Source organism: Tabrizicola soli (assembly GCF_015999335.1).
Lineage (GTDB): Bacteria > Pseudomonadota > Alphaproteobacteria > Rhodobacterales > Rhodobacteraceae > Tabrizicola > Tabrizicola soli.
The window spans coordinates 24,914-45,107 of sequence record NZ_JAEACP010000003.1; the positions used below are offsets into that span (position 1 = coordinate 24,914).

At 68.5% G+C, this 20,194-nt stretch carries 14 protein-coding genes; 13 read left to right on the plus strand and 1 reads right to left on the minus strand.

Annotated features, from left to right (window positions below):
• Positions 1 to 304 precede the first annotated feature (304 nt).
• From cycA to gcvP, 7 genes are all read left to right on the plus strand, one after another.
• Entirely contained in the window at positions 305 to 1,768 is a 1,464-nt protein-coding gene (gene cycA, locus I7S92_RS03325; protein ID WP_197642062.1) for a D-serine/D-alanine/glycine transporter, read from the plus strand.
• Between the two features lie 63 nt (positions 1,769 to 1,831).
• The gene (gene glyA, locus I7S92_RS03330) at positions 1,832 to 3,103 is read left to right on the plus strand and encodes a serine hydroxymethyltransferase (RefSeq protein ID WP_197642063.1); all 1,272 of its coding nucleotides are present in this window, start codon (positions 1,832 to 1,834) and stop codon (positions 3,101 to 3,103) included.
• Positions 3,096 to 4,481 (plus strand): dihydrolipoyl dehydrogenase, encoded by a 1,386-nt coding sequence (gene lpdA, locus I7S92_RS03335; RefSeq protein WP_197642064.1) that lies wholly within the window; start codon positions 3,096 to 3,098, stop codon positions 4,479 to 4,481. Before glyA ends, lpdA begins: the two co-directional genes overlap by 8 nt.
• A gap of 11 nt (positions 4,482 to 4,492) precedes the next feature.
• On the plus strand, positions 4,493 to 5,452 hold the full coding sequence (gene lipA, locus I7S92_RS03340) for a lipoyl synthase (protein ID WP_197642065.1): 960 nt from the start codon (positions 4,493 to 4,495) through the stop codon (positions 5,450 to 5,452).
• The gene (gene gcvT, locus I7S92_RS03345) at positions 5,445 to 6,584 is read left to right on the plus strand and encodes a glycine cleavage system aminomethyltransferase GcvT (protein ID WP_197642066.1); all 1,140 of its coding nucleotides are present in this window, start codon (positions 5,445 to 5,447) and stop codon (positions 6,582 to 6,584) included. Before lipA ends, gcvT begins: the two co-directional genes overlap by 8 nt.
• Before the next feature lie 14 nt (positions 6,585 to 6,598).
• The gene (gene gcvH, locus I7S92_RS03350) at positions 6,599 to 6,958 is read left to right on the plus strand and encodes a glycine cleavage system protein GcvH (RefSeq protein ID WP_197642250.1); all 360 of its coding nucleotides are present in this window, start codon (positions 6,599 to 6,601) and stop codon (positions 6,956 to 6,958) included.
• Positions 6,959 to 6,968: 10 nt separating this feature from the next.
• The gene (gcvP, locus tag I7S92_RS03355; RefSeq protein ID WP_197642067.1) at positions 6,969 to 9,815 is read left to right on the plus strand and encodes an aminomethyl-transferring glycine dehydrogenase; all 2,847 of its coding nucleotides are present in this window, start codon (positions 6,969 to 6,971) and stop codon (positions 9,813 to 9,815) included.
• A 46-nt stretch (positions 9,816 to 9,861) separates the two neighbouring features.
• Here the strand turns inward: gcvP and I7S92_RS03360 are convergent, their stop codons facing one another.
• Positions 9,862 to 10,764, minus strand: a complete 903-nt coding sequence (locus I7S92_RS03360; RefSeq protein WP_197642068.1) for a LysR family transcriptional regulator — start codon at positions 10,762 to 10,764, stop codon at positions 9,862 to 9,864.
• 202 nt (positions 10,765 to 10,966) lie between these two features.
• Here I7S92_RS03360 and I7S92_RS03365 point away from each other — a divergent pair, with 202 nt between their 5' ends.
• The 6 genes from I7S92_RS03365 (at position 10,967) to I7S92_RS03390 (ending at position 20,101) form a co-directional block, all read left to right on the plus strand.
• A complete protein-coding gene (locus tag I7S92_RS03365) occupies positions 10,967 to 11,689 on the plus strand; it encodes an isochorismatase family protein (protein ID WP_197642069.1) in 723 nt (240 codons plus the stop codon).
• A 75-nt stretch (positions 11,690 to 11,764) separates the two neighbouring features.
• Positions 11,765 to 13,843, plus strand: coding sequence for a hydantoinase/oxoprolinase family protein (locus I7S92_RS03370; protein WP_197642070.1), 2,079 nt, complete (start codon positions 11,765 to 11,767; stop codon positions 13,841 to 13,843).
• A 13-nt stretch (positions 13,844 to 13,856) separates the two neighbouring features.
• Complete coding sequence (locus I7S92_RS03375; RefSeq protein ID WP_242070056.1) at positions 13,857 to 15,644, plus strand: hydantoinase B/oxoprolinase family protein; 1,788 nt, start codon at positions 13,857 to 13,859, stop codon at positions 15,642 to 15,644.
• Positions 15,645 to 15,757: 113 nt separating this feature from the next.
• Positions 15,758 to 17,260 (plus strand): NCS1 family transporter, encoded by a 1,503-nt coding sequence (locus I7S92_RS03380; RefSeq protein ID WP_197642071.1) that lies wholly within the window; start codon positions 15,758 to 15,760, stop codon positions 17,258 to 17,260.
• 241 nt (positions 17,261 to 17,501) lie between these two features.
• The gene (locus I7S92_RS03385; RefSeq protein WP_197642072.1) at positions 17,502 to 18,512 is read left to right on the plus strand and encodes a ligase-associated DNA damage response exonuclease; all 1,011 of its coding nucleotides are present in this window, start codon (positions 17,502 to 17,504) and stop codon (positions 18,510 to 18,512) included.
• Complete coding sequence (locus I7S92_RS03390) at positions 18,509 to 20,101, plus strand: ATP-dependent DNA ligase (RefSeq protein WP_197642073.1); 1,593 nt, start codon at positions 18,509 to 18,511, stop codon at positions 20,099 to 20,101. Before I7S92_RS03385 ends, I7S92_RS03390 begins: the two co-directional genes overlap by 4 nt.
• The last annotated feature ends 93 nt before the right edge of the window (positions 20,102 to 20,194 follow it).

Consider the following 20,194-nt stretch of genomic DNA (forward strand, 5'->3'; position numbering starts at 1 on the left):
ATTTTCCAAATGAAACTTTCTGCTGTCTATCTGCGGCCGTCCGAACCTGGCTTCGAAATCGAACGTGAGGCGGCCTTCCGGCCTTGGACCTGCCGAAAGCAGCAGGCCCGTTGCCAAGCCGATCACCCGGTAGCCCGACGCGGACTGTCGAGGAGGACGACCCCCAGCAGGAATCCTGCGCCCGCCGCCGGCGGGCGGCAGGAAGGCTTTGCCTGTTCCGCCCGTCTGGGAGGCTATCGGAACGTGAGAGGAGAATGCCCATGAAAACTGTTACCCGCCCCGGCCTGGAGAATGGCAGCCAGGCATGACCATTTCGCACAGCCAGCAGGGCGCCGCCGCGCCGCATATCGCCAGGGAAGACCATCTCGAGCGCAACCTGAGCAACCGTCACATCCAGCTCATCGCCATCGGCGGCGCGATCGGGACCGGGCTGTTCATGGGCTCGGGCAAGACGATCTCGCTTGCCGGGCCTTCGGTCATCTTCGTCTACATGATCATCGGCTTCTTCCTGTATTTCGTGATGCGGGCGATGGGCGAGATCCTGCTCTCCAACCTGCACTACAAGTCCTTCGCCGATTTCGCCGCCGACCTGATCGGTCCCTGGGCCGGCTTCTTCGTCGGCTGGACCTACTGGTTCTGCTGGATCGTCACCGGCATCGCCGACATCGTGGCGATCACCGGCTACATCTCGTTCTGGTGGCCCGATCTCCAGCTCTGGATCCCGGCGCTGGCGACGATCGTGCTTCTCCTCCTGCTGAACCTGCCCTCGGTCAAGGCCTTCGGCGAGATGGAATTCTGGTTCGCCATCATCAAGATCCTCGCCATTGCCGCCCTGGTGATCGTCGGCGCGGCCATGGTCCTGCGCGGCTTCGCCGCGCCGAACGGGGCCGAGGCGAAACTCTCCAACCTGTGGAATGACGGCGGCATGTTCCCGACCGGCTTCATGGGCTTTGTCGCGGGCTTCCAGATCGCGGTCTTCGCCTTCGTCGGCATCGAGCTTGTCGGCACCACCGCCGCCGAGGCGCGCGACCCGGAAAAGACCCTGCCGCGCGCGATCCGCGCCATCCCGATCCGGGTGCTGCTGTTCTACGTCGGCGCCCTGACCGCGATCATGGCCGTGACCCCCTGGCGCGAGATCTCGCCGGGCCAGAGCCCCTTCGTCTCGATGTTCGCCCTCGCGGGCCTCGGCATCGCGGCTTCGGTGGTGAACTTCGTCGTGCTGACCTCGGCGGCCTCCTCGGCCAACTCCGGCATCTACTCGACCTCGCGCATGGTCTTCGGCCTGGCGCAGGAAGGCGACGCCCCGGCGATGTTCGGCCATCTCAGCAGCCGCCATGTGCCGGTGAACGCGCTGCTGTTCTCCTGCATGTTCCTCCTGGCCTCGCTGTTCCTCCTGTTCTCGGGCGAGACGGTTTTGGCCGCCTTCACCCTGGTGACGACGATCTCGGCGCTTCTGTTCATGTTCGTCTGGACGATGATCCTGTTCAGCTACATGGCCTACCGCCGCAAGCGGCCGCACCAGCATGAGGTGTCGAAGTTCAAGATGCCCGGCGGCGTGCCGATGTGCTGGGCCGTGCTTGCCTTCTTCGGCTTCATCCTCTGGGCGCTGACCCAGCAGCCCGACACGCTGCAGGCGCTTCTGGTGACTCCGCTGTGGTTCGTGGCCCTCGGACTCGCCTGGCTGGTCGTGCGCCGCCAGCCGCGCCACCTCAAGCAGTACGAGGCCTTCCAGCACGATCTGGCCGAGGACGACGCGGCCAGCGTCTGACCCCATCCGGCACCGCGCGCGCCGCGGTGCCGGTCCCCTTCCCCCTCCCAGCAGGAGCCGCGCATGTTCAACGCCCAGGATATCGCCGCCTTCGACCCCGCGCTCTGGACCGCGCTCGAGGCCGAACGCCACCGCCAGGAAGACCAGATCGAGCTGATCGCCTCGGAGAATCACGCCAGCCAGCGCGTGATGCAGGCGCAGGGCTCGGTCCTGACCAACAAATATGCCGAAGGCTATCCCGGAAAGCGCTATTACGGCGGCTGCGCCCATGTCGACGTGGTCGAACAGCTGGCCATCGACCGGCTGAAGCAGCTGTTCGGCGCGCAATACGCCAATGTGCAGCCCCATTCCGGCGCGCAGGCCAACGGCGCGGTGAAGCTCGCGCTCCTGCAACCCGGCGACACCATCCTGGGCATGAGCCTCGATGCCGGCGGCCACCTGACCCATGGGGCAAGGCCCGCCTTGTCGGGCAAGTGGTTCCGGGCCCTGGCCTATGGCCTCGGGGCGGACGGCCGCATCGACTATGACCGGGTCGAGGAACTGGCCCTTGCCGAGAAGCCGAAGCTGATCATCGCCGGGGCTTCGGCCTATTCCCGCGTGATCGACTTCGCCCGCTTCCGCGCCATCGCCGACAAGGCCGGCGCCTGGCTTCTGGTCGACATGGCCCATATCGCCGGGCTGGTCGCGACGGGGCACCACCCCAGCCCGATGCCGCACGCCCATGTCGTGACCTCGACCACCCACAAGACCCTGCGCGGGCCTCGGGGCGGGATCATCCTGACCAATGACGCGGATCTCGCCAAGAAGATCAACGCGGCCGTCTTCCCCGGCCTGCAGGGCGGCCCGCTGATGCATGTCATCGCCGCCAAGGCCGTGGCCTTCCTCGAGGCGCTGCAACCCTCGTTCAAGGATTATATCGGCAATGTCGTCGCCAGTTCCGCCGCCTTGGCCGAGGTGCTGGTGGCGCGCGGGGCGGCGATCGTCTCGGGCGGGACCGACAACCACCTGATGCTCGTCGACCTGCGCCCCCTCGGCGTCAAGGGCAATGCCGCCGCCGAGGCGCTGGAGCGGGCGGGCATCACCTGCAACAAGAACGGCGTGCCGGACGATCCGGAAAAGCCTGCCGTCACCTCGGGCATCCGCCTGGGCACCGCCGCCGGGTGCAGCCGTGGCTTCGGCGTCGAGGAGTTCCGCCAGATCGGCGGGCTGATCGGCGACGTGCTCGACGCGCTGCGCAAGTCGCCCGAAGGCGACGCCGCCGTCGAGGCCCGCGTCCGCGAGCAGGTGCTGCAGCTCTGCCGCCGCTCCCCGATCTACGGGGCCGATCATGCGTGAATTCGATCTTGTCGTCATCGGCGCCGGCCCCGGCGGCTATGTCGCCGCGATCCGCGCCGCGCAGCTGGGCCTGACCGTCGCCTGCGTCGAGGAACGTGCCACCCTGGGCGGGACCTGCCTGAACGTAGGCTGCATCCCTTCGAAGGCGCTCCTCTCCTCGTCCGAACACTGGGCCGAGCTGAAGCACCTCGCCGGCCACGGCATCTCGCTGGGCGAGGCCGGCTTCGACCTTGGCGCGATGATGGCGCGCAAGGACAAGGTGGTGGGCGACCTGACCAAGGGCATCGCGCACCTGTTCAAGAAGAACGGCGTCGAATGGCTGAACGGCCGTGGCACGATCCCCGCCCCCGGCCGGGTGCAGGTCGGGGACGAGACCGTCGGCGCGAAGACCATCCTGATCGCCACCGGCTCGGACCCGGCCGGCCTGCCCGGCGTGACGGTGGACGAGGAGGTGATCCTGTCCTCGACCGGCGCGCTGTCGCTGCCGCAGGTGCCGGGGCATCTGGTGGTGATCGGCGCGGGCGTGATCGGGCTGGAGCTTGGCCAGGTCTGGTCGCGGCTGGGGGCCAGGGTGACGGTCGTCGAATACCTCGACCGCATCCTGCCCGGCGCCGATGGCGAGATCGCCAAGACCGCGCAGCGCCTGCTGCAGCGCCAGGGGCTGGCCTTCCAGCTGGGCCGCAAGGCCTCGGTGGCGCGCGAGGGGGCCAAGGCCGTGGTCACGCTGGAACGCCGCGACACTGGCGCAACGGAAACCCTTGAGGCCGATGCCGTGCTGGTCGCCATCGGCCGCCGCCCCCGCACCTCGGGCCTGGGGCTTGAAGCCCTGGGCGTGACGCTGGACCCGCGCGGCTTCATCGCCGTGGACGGGCAGTTCCGCACCGATGTGCCCGGCATCCTTGCCATCGGCGACGTGGTTCCCGGCCCGATGCTGGCCCACAAGGCGGAAGAGGACGGCATCGCCGCCGTCGAGGCGCTGGCGGGCCAGGCCCACCCCGCGCCGGACTATTCGCAGGTGCCGGGCGTGGTCTACACCGCGCCCGAGATCGCCAGCCTCGGCGCCACCGAGGAGGCGCTGAAGGACGCGGGCCGCGCCCATGTCAGCGGCAAGTTCCAGTTCATCGCCAATGGCCGCGCCCGGGCGATGGCCGCGACCGACGGGCTGGTCAAGGTGCTGGGCTGCCCGGACACCGGCGGCATCCTCGGCGCGCATATCATCGGCCGCAACGCGGGCGAGCTGATCCAGCCCCTGGTCCTCGCCATGTCCACCGGCGCGACGCTGGCGCAGGTCGCCGGCTCCTCGCACGCCCATCCCGGCATGGCCGAGGCGGTCAAGGAAGCCTGCCTCGCCGCGCTCGGCAAGCCGCTGCACGCCTGAAGGAGGCACGGATGAAGGACTTTCCCGAACGCCTGCGCCACCCCGAAAAGGCGCATCGCCCCGCGCAGGAGACCGCGCGCAAGCCGAGCTGGATCCGCGTCTCGCGCGCCGAAAGCCCGGAATACGGCGAGACCCGCCGCATCCTGAAGGCCAATGCGCTGTCGACCGTCTGCGAGGAGGCCGCCTGCCCGAACCGGGGCGAGTGCTGGTCGAACCGCCACGCCACCATGATGATCATGGGCGAGACCTGCACCCGCGGCTGCTCGTTCTGCAACGTCGCCACCGGCAAGCCCGACGCGCTGGACGCGTTCGAGCCCGGCCGCGTGGCGCAGGCGGTGGCGAAGCTCGGCCTCAACCATGTGGTGATCACCTCTGTCGACCGCGACGATCTGGACGATGGCGGGGCGGCGCATTTCGCCCGGACCATCCGCGCCGTGCGCCACCAGAACCCGACAACCACGATCGAAGTGCTGGTCCCCGACTTCCTGCACAAGGGCACCGCTTGGACCGTGGTTGTCGATGCCGCGCCGGACGTCTTCAACCACAACCTCGAATGTGTGCCGCGGCTCTATCCCTCGGTCCGGCCCGGCGCGCGCTATTACCAGTCGCTGCGCCTTCTGGACGACGCCAAGCGCCGCAATCCGCAAGGCTTCACCAAATCCGGCCTGATGGTCGGCCTCGGCGAGAGCTTCGAGGAACTGCGGCAGGTGATGGACGACATGCGCGCGGCGGGCGTCGATTTCATCACCGTCGGCCAGTACCTGCAACCGACCCCGCAGCACCACAAGGTCGACCGCTTCGTGCCGCCCGAGGAGTTCCGCCGCATCGCCGAGATGGCGCGATCCAAGGGCTTCCTCGCCGTCTCGGCCACGCCGATGACCCGCTCCTCCTTCCACGCCGGCGCCGACTTTGCCCGCCTGCAAGCCGCCCGCCGCGCCCAGACCCCTGCCATGGAGAACCCGAATGCTTGACACCACAAGCCTCAAGACCACCCCGCTGACCGCGCTGAACATCGAGCTTGGCGGCAAGATGGTGGGCTTCGCCGGCTACGAGATGCCGGTCCAGTTCGCTCCCGGCGTGATGAAGGAACACCTGCACACCCGCGCCAGGGCCGGACTCTTCGACGTCAGCCACATGGGCCAGGTTCTCCTGCGCCCGAAATCCGGCAAGGTCGAGGACGCGGCCCTGGCGCTGGAGCGTCTGGTGCCGGTCGACATCCTTGGCGTGAAGCCCGGTCGCCAGCGGTATGCCCTGTTCACCGATGCGCGGGGCGGGATCCTTGATGACCTGATGGTCGCCAACCGGGGCGATCACCTCTACGTCGTGGTCAACGCCTCGTGCAAGGAACAGGACGTGGCGCATATGCGCACGCATCTGTCCGACCTCTGCGAGGTGGTCGAGCTGACCGATCGCGCGCTGGTCGCCCTGCAGGGCCCCGAGGCCGAGGCCGCCCTTTCCGCGCTGGCCCCCGAGGTCGCCGCCATGGCCTTCATGGACGTCCGCGGCGTCCGTATCCTGGGCGTGGACTGCATCGTCTCGCGCTCGGGCTATTCCGGCGAGGACGGCTATGAGGTCTCGGTCCCGGCGGATACGGCCGTGGCTCTTGTCCGCAAGCTCCTGGAAAACCCCGATGTGCAGCCCATCGGCCTTGGCGCGCGCGACAGCCTGCGGCTGGAAGCCGGGCTTTGCCTTTACGGCAACGACATCGACACCACAACCACCCCGGTCGCCGCCGCGCTGGAATGGGCGGTGCAGAAGGTCCGCCGCAGCGGCGGCACCCGCGCCGGCGGCTTCCCCGGCGCCGATGTGATCCTGGCCGAGTTCGACCAGGGCGCCCCCCGCCGCCGCGTCGGCATCGCGCCCGAGGGCCGCGCCCCGATCCGTGGCGGCACCGCGCTCTTCGCCGACGAGACCTCGACCACGCCGGTCGGCCAGATCACCTCGGGCGGCTTCGGCCCCACCACCGAGACCCCGGTCGCCATGGGCTATGTCGCGACCGCGCTCGCACAGTCCGGCACCCGGCTTTTCGCCGAACTCCGCGGCAAGCGGCTGCCCGTCACCGTCGCCGACCTTCCCTTCATCACCCCCCGTTACAAGCGCTGAGGACCTGATCCATGCTGAAATATACCGAAGACCACGAATGGCTGAGCATTGCGGACGGCGTCGCCACCGTCGGCATCACCAGCCACGCCGTCGAGCAGCTGGGCGATCTCGTCTTCGTCGACCTGCCCCAGGTCGGCGCGGCGCTGGCCAGGAACGATTCCGCCGCCACGGTCGAATCCGTGAAGGCCGCCTCGGACGTCTACTGCCCGCTGGACGGCGAGGTGCTGGAGGTCAACGAGGCGATCGTGAACGACCCCGCCATCGTCAATGCCGATCCGCAGGGCGCGGGCTGGTTCTACAAGCTCAAGCTCGCGAACCCGGCCGAGGCCGAGGCGCTGATGGACGAAGCCGCCTATCTGGCGCTGGTGGGCTGAGGGGGAAGCGATGAGCTACAAGGAAACCGTCTACGCGCCCTATGACTTCGCCAACCGGCGTCACATCGGCCCCTCGCCCGCCGAGATGGCCGAGATGCTGAAGGCGGTCGGCGCGTCCAGCCTGGATGCGCTGATCAACGAGATCGTCCCCGACGACATCCGCCTGAAGACCCCGCTGGCCTGGGGCAAGGCGCTGTCGGAACAGGCGGTGCTGGCCAGGCTGCGCAGCGTTGCCGACCAGAACCGGGTGATGACCTCGTTCATCGGCCAAGGTTATCACGGCACGGTCACCCCGCCACCGATCCAGCGCAACATCTTCGAGAACCCGGCCTGGTATAGCGCCTACACCCCCTACCAGCCCGAGATCAGCCAGGGCCGCCTCGAGGCGCTGCTGAACTACCAGACCATGATCGCCGACCTGACCGCGCTGGACGTGGCCAACGCCTCGCTCCTCGACGAAGGCACCGCGGCGGCCGAGGCGGTGGCGCTCTGCCAGCGGTCGGCCAGGTCGAAGGCCACCGCCTTCTTCGTCGACCAGGACTGCCACCCGCAGACCATCGCCGTGGTCAGGACCCGGGCCGAAGCGCTGGGCTGGTCCGTCATCCTGGGCAACCCCTTCACCGACCTGGACCCGTCCGCCGTCTTCGGCGCCCTCTTCCAGTATCCCGGCACCTGTGGCCATGTGCATGACTTCACCGCCGTCATCGCCAGCCTGCACGCCGCCGGCGCCCTGGCCTGCGTCGCCGCCGACCCGCTGGCGCTCTGCGTGCTGAAGGCCCCGGGCGAGATGGGGGCGGATATCGCCATCGGCTCGACCCAGCGCTTCGGCGTGCCGATGGGCTATGGCGGCCCGCACGCCGCCTACATGGCCGTCAAGGATGCGCTGAAGCGCAACATGCCGGGCCGGATCGTCGGCGTCTCGATCGACGCCCGCGGCAACCGCGCCTACCGGCTGTCGTTGCAGACCCGCGAGCAGCACATCCGCCGCGAGAGGGCCACCTCCAACGTCTGCACCGCGCAGGCGCTGCTGGCGGTCATGGCCAGCATGTATGCCGTCTTCCACGGCCCCGACGGGCTGCGGGGCATCGCCGAACGCATCCACCGCAAGACGGTGCGCCTGGCCAAGGGGCTGGAAGCGCAGGGCTTCAAGGTGGAACCCGCGGCCTTCTTCGACACGATCACCGTCGACGTGGGCGCGGTGCAGGGCGCGATCCTGAAATCGGCCGAGGCCGAGGGCATCAACCTGCGCCGCGTCGGCGCCACCAGGATCGGCATCAGCTTCGACGAACGCGCCACCCGCGCCCATACCGAGGCGATCTGGCGCGCCTTCGGGATCGAGCGTCGCGACGATGACCTGACCCACGACTACCGCCTGCCCGAGGGCCTGGTGCGGACATCGGACTACCTGACCCATCCGGTCTTCCACATGAACCGGGCCGAGGCCGAGATGACCCGCTACATGCGCCGTCTGGCCGATCGCGACCTGGCGCTGGACCGGGCGATGATCCCGCTCGGCTCCTGCACCATGAAGCTGAACGCCACCGCCGAGATGATGGCGCTGAGCTGGCCGGAATTCGCCGACGTCCACCCCTTCGCCCCCGATACGCAGACCCGGGGCTATGCCGAGATGCTGCGCGATCTGGAAGCGAAGCTCTGCCTCGTGACCGGCTATGACGCCTTCTCGATGCAGCCGAACTCGGGCGCGCAGGGCGAATATGCCGGCCTTCTGACCATCCAGGCCTGGCACCGCGCCCGCGGCGAAGGCCATCGCGATGTCTGCCTGATCCCGACCTCGGCGCATGGCACCAACCCGGCCTCGGCGCAGATGGTGGGCATGAAGGTGGTGGTCGTGCGTGTCGCCGAAAACGGCGACATCGACATGGACGACTTCCGCGCCAAGGCGGAACAGCATTCGGCGAACCTCGCCGCCTGCATGATCACCTACCCCTCGACCCACGGCGTCTTCGAGACCACCGCGCGCGAGATCTGCGAGATCACCCACCGGCACGGCGGCCAGGTCTACCTGGACGGCGCCAACATGAACGCCATGGTGGGCCTCTCGCGCCCCGGCGACATCGGCTCGGACGTCAGCCACCTGAACCTGCACAAGACCTTCGCCATCCCGCATGGCGGCGGCGGCCCCGGCATGGGCCCGATCGGCGTGAAGGCCCACCTCGCCCCGCACCTGCCCGGCAATCCGCTGGTCGCGGACGGCGGGGCGGTATCCTCGGCGCCCTATGGCTCGGCCTCGATCCTGCTCATCTCCTGGGCCTATTGCCTGCTGATGGGGGGCGAGGGGCTGACCCAGGCGACCAAGGTGGCGATCCTGAACGCCAACTACATCGCCAACCGGCTGAAGGCGGCCTATCCGATCCTCTATTCCGCGGATGGCCGGGTTGCGCACGAATGCATCCTCGACACCCGCGGGATGAAGGACCGCGCCGGGATCACCGTGGACGACATCGCCAAGCGCCTGGTCGATTGCGGGTTCCACGCCCCCACGATGAGCTGGCCGGTCGCCGGCACGCTGATGGTCGAGCCGACGGAAAGCGAGCCCAAGGCCGAGCTCGACCGCTTCATCACCGCCATGCTGGGCATCGCGGCCGAGGTGGAAGCCGTGGCCGAGGGCAAGCTCGACGCCGGGGACAACCCGCTGAAGCGCGCGCCGCATACGGTGGAGGACCTCGTCGGCGACTGGAACCGACCCTACAGCCGCGAGGCCGCCTGCTTCCCGCCGGGCGCCTTCCGGGTGGACAAGTACTGGTCGCCGGTCAACCGCGTCGACAACGTCTATGGCGACCGGCATCTGATCTGCTCCTGCCCGCCGCTGGAAAGCTACGCTGACGCGGCCGAGTGAGCGATCCCGGACGATGACAGGGGCGGCCCCGCGGCCGCCCCTGCCCTCACGACGCCTGCAGCCCGATCTGCTTGGCCACCTGCACGAAGGCCTGGACCTGGGGCGACCTGTTCGACCGTTTCCAGACCAGAACGGTCCGGCTGCGGAAGGAAGGGTGCATCACCTGGCGCACCTCGACATTGCGGCCGAGAAAGCCGATCAGGCTTTCCGGATAGATCGTGATCCCCAGCCCCGCCGCGACCAGACCGTTCAGCGCCAGCGTGTTCGACGCCTCCAGCGCCACATCCAGCGCGATCCCCTCGGCCGAGAACAGATCGTTCAACCGCCAGCGGTATTCCTCCCATTCGCGCATGTTGCCCAGGATGACCGGCTGGCCGGCCAGGTCGGCCGGAACTATCTTGGGACGCAGGAGAAGCGGATGGCTGCGCGGCGTGACGACATAAAGCGGCTCCGACGACAGCTGGAGCGCATGGAAATCCGGGTGATCGAAGGGTCCGATCATATAGCCGATGTCCACGTCGCCATTGGCCAGCGCGATCTTCTGGCCCTGGGTGCGGATATATTCCAGGCGGACCTCGATATGCGGATGGGCCTGCCGGAAGCGCAGCATGGCCGAGGGCATCAGCTCGGTCGCGGCAAAGGCCATGTAGGCCACGCGCAGAAGGCCGGACTTGCCCTCGGCCACGCTGCGCGCCGCGCGGATCGCCTCGTCATAGCTGCGCATCACCTCGGCATTGTCCTGGTAGAATCTCTGCCCCGCCTGGGTCAGCGACACCTCGCGGGTCGTGCGGTCGAGCAGCCGGAAGCCGAGGCCCTGCTCCAGCTTCTGGATCCGGCGGCTCAGGGCGGACTGGTCCAGATGCAGCCGCTCGGCCGTGCGGCGGAAATTCAGGTCCTGCGCAAGTGCAAGAAAAGTCTGGACGTTCTCCAGTCCGGGCAGGTTCTTCATGGTTCCTTCCGATCCTCCACCGGCGGCGGCACTGATGCACAACATGCATCAATAAACGATGCATCGTCATTTCACAGCGGTCAATCCGCCTGTCACATTCTGTTACAGGGCCGCCGAACCCAAGGATAACAGGGTTCCGGCAGCTCACCCCCTTGGCAGGCCGCAAGGCGTGTGCCGCATCAAAGAACATCAGGAGATGAAGATGAGCGACGTTGACGCAAAGGAACTCGACCGGCTCTTGCAGCAGGCCTTCGACACGGCAAGCAAGCTGTACAAGGAGCGCGGCTTCCAGCGCCGTGTGGGCTTCGGCACCCGCCCTGCGCTGATCAGCGTGGACCTCGCCAACGCCTGGACCCGGCCCGGCAACCCCTTCACCTGCGACCAGGAGAAGATGGACAATGAGATCATCCCCGGCATGCAGAAGCTGCTGAAGGCGTTCCGCGCCGCGCATCTGCCGGTCGTGCACGTCACCACCGCCTACGAGATCACCGACCGCAACGCCGATTTCACCGACATGGGCCTGTGGCACAACAAGATCCCGGTCGATGTGGTGGACATCAAGAACAAGGACCTCTGGGCCATCGACAGCCGCATCGCTCCGGTCGAGGGCGAATATACCCTGCTGAAGAAGCGGGCCTCGTCCTTCCACGGCACCGAACTGGCCGGCATCCTGCGCGCCAACAACGTGGACACGATCCTGGTGACCGGCGTGACCGCCTGCGCCTGCGTCCGCCAGACGATCTGCGACGGCATCGCCGACGGCTTCCGCACCATCGCGGTCAAGGAGGCGATCGGCGACCGGGTGCCGGGCGCGGTGGCGTGGAACCTCTTCGACATCGACGCCAAGTTCGGCGACGTCCACACCGTCGATGAATGCGTGGCCTATATCGACGGCCTCGCCGCCCGGAAGATGGCGGCCGAGTGATCACGATGCCGGGCCGAGAGGCCCGGCATTTTCCATCCGCCCCTCGAGAGGCGGACGAACGACAGGAGAGATGAAATGGCCAGAATTGGTGTCGATGTCGGCGGGACGAATACGGACCTCGTCCTGGAATGCGCGAAGGGGGTCTTCTACCACAAGGTGCCGACCACCCTGAAGAACCAGTCCATCGGCGTGGTCGAGGGCGTGCAGGGCATCTGCCGCATGGCCGGGATCGCCCCGGCCGAGGTGGAAACCATCGTCCACGGCACGACGACCGCGACCAATATCACGATCGAGCACAATGGCGCCGAATGCGGGATGATCACGACGGAGGGCTTCCGCGACATCCTGCACATCGGGCGGCACAAGCGCCCCTACAACTTCTCGCTGCATTTCGACGTGCCCTGGCAAAGCCAGCCCCTCGTCAAGCGCCGCAACCGCATCGCCGTGGCTGAGCGCATCCTGCCGCCGACCGGCGAGATCGTGACGCCGCTGGACGAACAGGCGGTCCGCGAGGCCTGCGCCCTGTTCCGCAAGCGCGGCATCAATTCGGTCGTCATCGGCTTCATGTTCGCCTTCCTGAACGACGCCCATGAGGTCCGCGCCAAGGAAATCGTGCTGGAGGAACTGCCCGGCGCCTATGTCACGCTCTCCTCGGAAGTGGCCAAGGTGATGCGGGAATACGAACGCTTCTCGACCGCGGCGATGAACTCCTATGTCGGGCCGAAGACCGCCTTCTACCTGCGCGACCTCGATGCCCGCCTGCGCGAGGCCGGGGTGACCTCGAAACTGCGGATCATGCAGTCGAACGGCGGCGTCTCGACCGTGGACGCCTGCGCCAAGCGGCCCATCCGCATCCTGATGTCCGGCCCGGCCGGCGGGGTGATCGGCGGCGCCTCGGAAGGGGCGATGGCGGGCGAGGCGAACATCATCACCGTCGACATCGGCGGCACCTCGGCCGACATCTCGACGATCCCGGCGGGTGGCGTGAAGATCATGAACCCGCGCGACACCTATGTCTCGGGCCATCCGGTGCTGACCCCGATGATCGACCTTGTCACCATCGGCGCGGGCGGCGGCTCGGTCGCCTATATCGACGAGGCCGGGGCCTTCCACGTCGGCCCGCGCTCGGCCGGCTCCGAACCCGGCCCGGCCTGCTATGGCCGCGGCGGCACCGAACCCACCGTCACCGATGCGCAGATCGTGCTGGGCCGGCTGGACCCGGACATGGCGCTGGGGGGCGACCTGAAGCTTGACGCCAGCCTTTCCTACAAGGCGATCGAGGAGAAGATCGCCCGGCCGATGGGAATGACCGTCCGCGAGGCCGCGCTGGGGATCATCAGGATCATCAACAACAACATGGCGCTGGCGATCCGGTCGAACTCGGTCGCGCGCGGCATCGACCCGCGCGAATTCTCGATCATGCCCTTCGGCGGTGCCGGTCCCTTGCATGGCGTGGCGCTGGCCGAGGCGATGTCCTGCAAGGACGTGCTGGTGCCGGTCGCGCCGGGGATCACGGCTGCCGTGGGCCTTTTGAAGACCGACCTGCAATACGAGCATACCGAGGCCGTCATCGTCGAGCTGATGAAGGCGGGCGAGGCCGAGTTCGCCCGGATCAACGCCGCCGTCGCCACCCTGCACGAGCGGGTCCAGGCCGAGCTGGACAGCGATGGCATCCCGCGCGACCAGCAGACCATCACCGTCGTGGCCGAGTGCCGCTACCACGGCCAGGGCTTCGAGCTGCGCGCCGCGATGCCGGAGGGTCCGGTCGATGCCGGCAACGTCCAGGTGATCGCCGACAGCTTCCACGACCAGCACCAGCAGGACTACGGCTACAGCTACCGCAAGGCCGAGGTCGAGCTGATCACCCTGCGCGCCATCGGCTCGGCCAGCGTGCGGCGGATCGAGATCCCGACCATCGCGGCGACCGACGGATCCAGCATCGACCGCGCGCTGATGTTCGTGCGCCCGACCACCTTCGACGACGGCCGCACGCTGGAAACCCCGCGCTACGACCGCACGAAGCTTCTGGCCGGCGACCGCGTGCCGGGGCCCGCGGTCCTGCACCAGCACAACGCGACCACCCTCGTCCCGCCCGGCTACGTCGCCGAGACGCTGGATTATGGCAACACCCGCATCCGCCCGATCGGCGCCTGAAGGAGACAAGACCATGAATGTCATGACCAATCCTGACGTGCTGACCGTCGATCCGATCACGCTCCAGGTGATCCGCGGCAGCTTCGAGACCATCGCCGAGGAGATGGGCCATGTCCTGTACCGGATGTCCTTCTCCTCGATCATCCGCGAAAGCCAGGACCTTGGCGCGGGCCTCTTCGACGTGAACTTCAACACGCTGTGCGAGTCGGAATCGACGCCGATGCACATCGGCTCGATCCCCGGCTACCTGCGCGGCATCGCCGAGACGCTGGAGGATGAGGAGTGGTACGAGGGCGACGTGGTCGTCCACAACCACCCCTACTTCGGCTCCAGCCACACCCCCGACCTCGCCATCGTGGTGCCGGTGTTCTACCAGGGCCGGCTGGTCGGCTTTGCCGGCAACACGGCGCACCACGTCGACATCGGCGCGGCGACGCCGGGGCTGATCATCGACGTGCCCGACGTCTATGCCGAGGGGATGCTCTTCGCGGGCACCAAGCTCTACCGCAAGGGCGAGCCCAACAACGCGATGTGGAACTACATCCGCCGCAACAGCCGCGCGGCGGGGCAGCTGGTCGCCGACATCGAGGCCCAGGTCGCCTCGGCCCGGCTGGGGGGGAAACGCTTCGTCGAACTGCTGGAGAAATACGGCGAGGCGACGGTCTTCGCCGCCGCCAACCAGCTGATGGACTATGCCGAGCGGATGACGCGGCAACGGATCAGCGAGATCCCCGACGGCGATTACACCGCCGAGGGCTGGCTGGACGACGACGGTCGCAACCGCGACAGGCAGCTGAAGGTCAAGGTCACGGTCCGCGTGCGCGGCGACGAGGTCGAGGTCGACCTGACCGGCTCGGCCGACCAGACGCCCACCGCCTACAACGTGCCCTTCGAGGGGTCCACGAAGGTGGCGGCCTATGCGGGCTTCCGCAAGCTGCTGCTGGACGCGGCGACCTCGGACATCCGCGTCCCGTCGAACGAAGGCTCGTTCCGCCCGATCAAGGTGACGGCGCCGCTCGGCTCGATCTTCAATCCCCGCGCCCCGGCCAGCGCCGAGGCCCGCTTCACCCAGTGCAACCGGATGATCGACCTGATCATCCGTGCCCTCGCCCCGGTGATGCCCGAGAAGGTGATCGCGGGCTCCTCCGCCTCGATCAGCTTCGCCGCCTATTCCGGGGTGCGGCCCTCGGGCGATTACTGGGTGTTCCTCGAGGTGAACGAGGGCGCCTATGGCGGGCGGCCGCGCTCGGACGGGCCGGACAGCATCGACAACCTGATGGCCAACACGCGGAACAACCCGCTGGAAGATCTGGCGATGCATATCCCGATGATCTGCGACCGCTACGAGCTGCGCGACGACCTACCCCCCGGCGCGGGCGAATTCCGCGGCGGCATCGGCGTGGTCAAGGCGCAGCGCGTGCTGACCCCGGCCTTCATCACCCACGAATCCGAACGCCACACCGACGCGCCCTGGGGCATCTTCGGCGGCCAGGACGGCACCGTGGGCCGCTGCACCATCACCAACCCGAACCGTCCCGGCGAGATTCGCGACATGCCGTCGAAATTCTCCGGCCTCGCGGTCGGGGCGAACGACGTGATGACCTACTACAGCCCGAACGGCGGCGGCTACGGCAACCCGCTGGACCGCCCGCCCCTGAAGGTGCTGGAGGATGTGCTGGACGGCTTCTGCACCCTCGCCCAGGCCAGGGATGTCTATGGGGTCGTCATCGACCTCGATGCCGAAACGGTCGACATGGCCGCCACCGAAAAGCAGCGCGCCAGACTGCGCAAGCCCGACTGAAACCGAAGGGGGCCGCCACCACGGCCCCCTTCCTCTTCCAAGGACGAAGCGGGCGGGCGCTGCGGCGCACGCACGACAAGCACGTTCATGCCAGAAACAGGGAAATACAGACCATGACAGTGATAGACAGCAGCCGCGACCGGCCATCGGATCGCACCGCGCTCATCGAGGAAAGCATCCTGCCCACCCGCGCCAGCCAGCGCCCGATCGGCGTTCTGGGCTATGCCTGGATCTGGGTCGGCATCGCGGTGATCATCGCCACCTATTCGCTGGGGGCGACCGGAATCCAAGGCGGCTTCCCGCTCTGGACGGTGATCCTGACCATCTTCGCCGCCAACCTCGCCATCGGCGCCTTCATGATCCTGACCGCCGACATCGGCACCGAGCACGGCCTGTCCTTCGCCGTCTACCTGCGCGCGCCCTTCGGCATCCACGGCACCCATCTCCCGGCTGTCTCGCGCGGGGTCGTGGCGGCGATGTGGTTCGGCATCCAGACCTATCTCGGCGCGCTGGCCCTGAACGGCATCGGCGAATATTTCCTGGGCTTTTCCAACTGGTTCCTCTGGTATCTCGCCTTCGGCGCGGTCCAGGTCGCCAATACAATGCTTGGCATCAAGTCGGTCGAGCGGCTGGCCTCGCTGGCCGCGCCCGCGATCATCGCCATTTCGGTCTGGATGTATTTCTCGCTGGAGGGGCTGGCCCAGACCAAGGGGCTGAACATCTGGACCTTCCGCGCCGAGGGGCAGATGTCGCTCCTGGTGCTCTTCATCGCCAACATGGGCTTCTGGTCCACCATGGCGATCGACATCCCGAACCTGACCCGCTTCGTCAGGACCGAGACCCGCCAGCGCGGCTTTCTCGCCCGCAACCGCAACATCTTCCTCGCGCAGCTCGTCGCCCTTCCGGCCACGCAGGCGATGATCGCCGGCATCGGCGCGGTCTCCTTCATCGCCACCGGCAACTGGAACCCGGTCGAGGTGATCCAGGCCGATGCCCAGGGCCTGGTGCTGGTCGTGCTGCTGGCGCTGGTGGTGCTGGCGCAATGGTCGACCAACAACTCGGCCAACCTGATCCCCGCCGCGCTGACCTTCATCAACCTCGCGCCGCGCAGCATCAACTACAAGACCGGCGTGGCGCTGGCCGGCATCGTCGGCACGCTCTGCTTCCCCTGGGAGATCCTGGGCAACCTCTTCGTCTTCCTCGGCTACTACGGCGCCTTCCTGTCGGCCATCGGCGGGATCATGGTGGCCGATTACTACGTCATTCGCGGCCGCAAGGTGAACGTGCCCGAGCTGTTCAACCCCCAGGGCCAGTACCGCTATGCCGGAGGCTTCAACATCGCCGGCCTCCTGGCCTGGATCATCGCCGGCGGTCTGGCCGCCTGGTGGTCGGAATATGCCTTCGTCATCGGCTTTCCCGCCGGTTTCGTCGCCTATCTCGTCCTGATGAAGACGCTCGTCCTGCCGCGCCATCCCCAGGCCGAGTTGGCCGCCTCCGACGGCGATGCCTTCCTTGCGGCCTCGGTGGGCAAGGACTGGGTGCATGTCGGCGGCGGCGCCTTCGCCCGCGTGGACTGCTCGGCGGTCCAGGGCGCATCCGGGCGCGAAGACCTCTAGCACTGCGGGCTGCCTTCCCTCCCTGGAACGCAGCCCATTCCTCCGGCCCGCCTCGCGCGGGCCGGTTTTTTGCGCCCGGCAGACTGCCGGCCACCTCCGCCGCCGCAGCGAGGACCGGAGAGGAACATCCCTGACGATTTCCTGGCGCCCGCACCCAAGCCATTGAAATCATGAGGCCCCATATCGCCAGCCCGCGCGGGCAGACCCTTTCCCGCGGGCCCTCCCGTGCTATCCTTCCTCCATGGCCACCCCCGTCCTCACCTTCACCGACCGCGGCATCTATTGCCCCGCCGGGGATTTCCACATCGACCCCTGGCGCCCGGTCCCGCGCGCCCTCGTGACCCACGGGCATTCCGACCATGCCCGCCCCGGCATGGCGGCCTACCTCGCCACCCATCAGGCCCTGCCGGTGATCCGCCGCCGCCTGGGCCCGATCACGGCCGAGGGGATCGCCTATGGCGAGGCGCGGCGGATCGGCGCGGCCAGCGTCTCGTTCCACCCGGCCGGCCATGTCCCCGGCTCGGCCCAGATCCGGGTCGAGGTGGGCGGCGAGGTCTGGACCGTCTCCGGCGACTACAAGACCGAGGCCGACGGCCTGGCCGAGCCCTTCGAACCCGTCCCCTGCCACGCCTTCATCACCGAATGCACCTTCGGCCTGCCGATCTTCCGCTGGGAACCGCAGCCCCGGGTCATGGACCGGATCGCCGACTGGTGGGCCGCCAACGCAGCCGCCGGCAAGACCTCCGTCCTCGGGGCCTACAGTTTCGGCAAGGCCCAGCGCCTGCTGGCCGGCCTTGGCGGCAGGGGCCCGATCCTCACCCACGGCGCGGTCGAGGAGATGACCCGGACCCTCCGCGAGCAGGGCTATCCGCTGCCCCCGACCGTGCGGATAACCGCAGAGCTGACTCCCAAAACCCACCCCGGCGCTCTGGTGATCGCGCCGCCCTCGGCCCTCGGCTCGGCCTGGTCGGCCCGCCTCGGCCCGGTGGAGGAGGCCTTCGTCTCCGGCTGGATGGCCGTGCGCGGCATCCGCCGCCGCCGCGCGCTGGGGACCGGCTTCGTCCTCTCCGACCACGCCGACTGGCCGGGTCTGAACGACGCGGTCCGCGCCACCGGGGCCGGCCGCGTCTTCGTCACCCATGGCTACACCGCCCCCTTCCGCCGCTGGCTGGAGACGCAGGGCCTGGATGCCGGCATCGTCGAGACCCGCTTCGGCGACGAGGAAGAAGCCGAGGAGCCGCTCGCCGAATGAAACGCTTTGCCGCCCTCTTCGCCGCGCTGGACGGCACCACAAGGACCGGGGCCAAGACCGCCGCGCTGGCCGATTATTTCCGGCAGGCCCCCGAAGCCGACCGGGTCTGGACCGTCGCCCTCCTGACCGGCCGCCGCCCGAGGCGGGCGGTGAACGCCACCGAACTCCGCCTCTGGGCGGCCGAGGTGGCCGGGGTGCCGGACTGGCTGTTCGAGGAAAGCTACAGCGTGGCGGGCGACTTGGCCGAGACCATCGCGCTTCTGCTGCCGCCGCCCGCGGCGACCGGGGAGCTGGGCCTGGATCAGGCGATCCGCGGCCTGGTCCGGCTGACCGGCCAGCCTGCCGACCAGCGCAAGCAGGCGGTGCTGGCGGCCTGGGCGCAGCTGCCGGCGACGGAACGCTTCCTCTACAACAAGCTTCTGACCGGCGGCTTCCGCATGGGCGTCGCGCAGGGCCTGATGACCCGGGCGCTCTCGCAGGCGACGGGGGTGGAGGAGGCGACCCTCACCCACCGGCTGATGGGCGACTGGGACCCGGCGCGGATCACCTTCGCGGCCCTGATCGCAGGCGACGCGGGCAGCGATGCGCGGCCCTATCCCTTCGCGCTCGCCAGCCAGCTGGAGGACGGGCCCGAGGCGCTGGGTGCGCCCGGCGACTGGCTGGCGGAATGGAAATGGGACGGCATCCGCGGCCAGCTCATCGCGCGGCCGGGGGCCTTCGCGCTCTGGAGCCGGGGGGAAGAACTGATCACGGACCGCTTCCCCGACCTGGCCCCGCTGGCCGATTTCCTGCCGCCGGGAACGGTGGTCGACGGCGAGGTGCTGGCCTGGGACGGCGCCGCGAACCGCCCCCTGCCCTTCGCCGCGCTGCAACGGCGGATCGGGCGCAAGACCGTGCCGAAAACCCTGCTGGCCGAGGCCCCGGCGCGGATCCTGGCCTATGACCTGCTCGAGGACGGAAGCGAGGACATCCGCGACCGCCCCCTGTCGCACCGAAGGGCGCGGTTGCTGGAGATCCTGGCCGCGCTGCCCGCCGGACTGCCGCTTGCCGCCTCGCCGCTGCTGGCTTTTCCCGACTGGCCGTCGCTGGTCGAAATCCGCGCCACCGCCCGGACCGGCGGCGCGGAGGGGGTGATGCTGAAGCGCGGCGCATCGGCCTATTTCACCGGCCGCAAGCGGGGGGACTGGTGGAAATGGAAGCTCGACCCCTGGAGCGTGGACGCGGTGATGCTCTACGCCCAGGCCGGGCATGGACGGCGGGCGAACCTCTTCACCGACTTCACCTTCGCCGTCCGCGACGGCAACGAACTGGTGCCCTTCACCAAGGCCTACAGCGGCCTGACCGATGCCGAATTCGCCGAGATCACCCGCTGGGTGCAGCGCCATACGCTGGAACGCTTCGGTCCGGTGCGCAAGGTGCCGGCCGAGCTGGTGTTCGAGATCGGCTTCGAGGGCATCCAGGAAAGCCCGCGCCACAAGAGCGGCATCGCGCTGCGCTTTCCCCGGATGCTGCGCTGGCGCCGCGACAAGGGCGTGGATGAGATCGACACGCTGGACAGCCTGCGGGCGCTCCTGAAGGCGGCGGGGTGACCCCGCTGCCGCTCGTCGATGACTTCGTCACTCCTCGCGGCGGGCCCTCCGACGAGGAGACGATGTCGAACGAGGAGGGGACCGCGAAAGCCG

Excerpts from the sequence above, each read along its gene's own strand:
- gcvT (WP_197642066.1), top strand. The coding sequence starts at position 5,445 with ATGCTTGACACCACAAGCCTCAAGACCACCCCGCTGACCGCGCTGAAC.
- I7S92_RS03360 (WP_197642068.1), bottom strand. The coding sequence starts at position 10,764 with ATGAAGAACCTGCCCGGACTGGAGAACGTCCAGACTTTTCTTGCACTT.
- lpdA (WP_197642064.1), top strand. The coding sequence starts at position 3,096 with ATGCGTGAATTCGATCTTGTCGTCATCGGCGCCGGCCCCGGCGGCTAT.
- I7S92_RS03390 (WP_197642073.1), top strand. The coding sequence starts at position 18,509 with ATGAAACGCTTTGCCGCCCTCTTCGCCGCGCTGGACGGCACCACAAGG.
- lipA (WP_197642065.1), top strand. The coding sequence starts at position 4,493 with ATGAAGGACTTTCCCGAACGCCTGCGCCACCCCGAAAAGGCGCATCGC.
- gcvP (WP_197642067.1), top strand. The coding sequence starts at position 6,969 with ATGAGCTACAAGGAAACCGTCTACGCGCCCTATGACTTCGCCAACCGG.
- I7S92_RS03385 (WP_197642072.1), top strand. The coding sequence starts at position 17,502 with ATGGCCACCCCCGTCCTCACCTTCACCGACCGCGGCATCTATTGCCCC.
- cycA (WP_197642062.1), top strand. The coding sequence starts at position 305 with ATGACCATTTCGCACAGCCAGCAGGGCGCCGCCGCGCCGCATATCGCC.
- I7S92_RS03365 (WP_197642069.1), top strand. The coding sequence starts at position 10,967 with ATGAGCGACGTTGACGCAAAGGAACTCGACCGGCTCTTGCAGCAGGCC.
- I7S92_RS03380 (WP_197642071.1), top strand. The coding sequence starts at position 15,758 with ATGACAGTGATAGACAGCAGCCGCGACCGGCCATCGGATCGCACCGCG.
- I7S92_RS03370 (WP_197642070.1), top strand. The coding sequence starts at position 11,765 with ATGGCCAGAATTGGTGTCGATGTCGGCGGGACGAATACGGACCTCGTC.
- glyA (WP_197642063.1), top strand. The coding sequence starts at position 1,832 with ATGTTCAACGCCCAGGATATCGCCGCCTTCGACCCCGCGCTCTGGACC.
- I7S92_RS03375 (WP_242070056.1), top strand. The coding sequence starts at position 13,857 with ATGAATGTCATGACCAATCCTGACGTGCTGACCGTCGATCCGATCACG.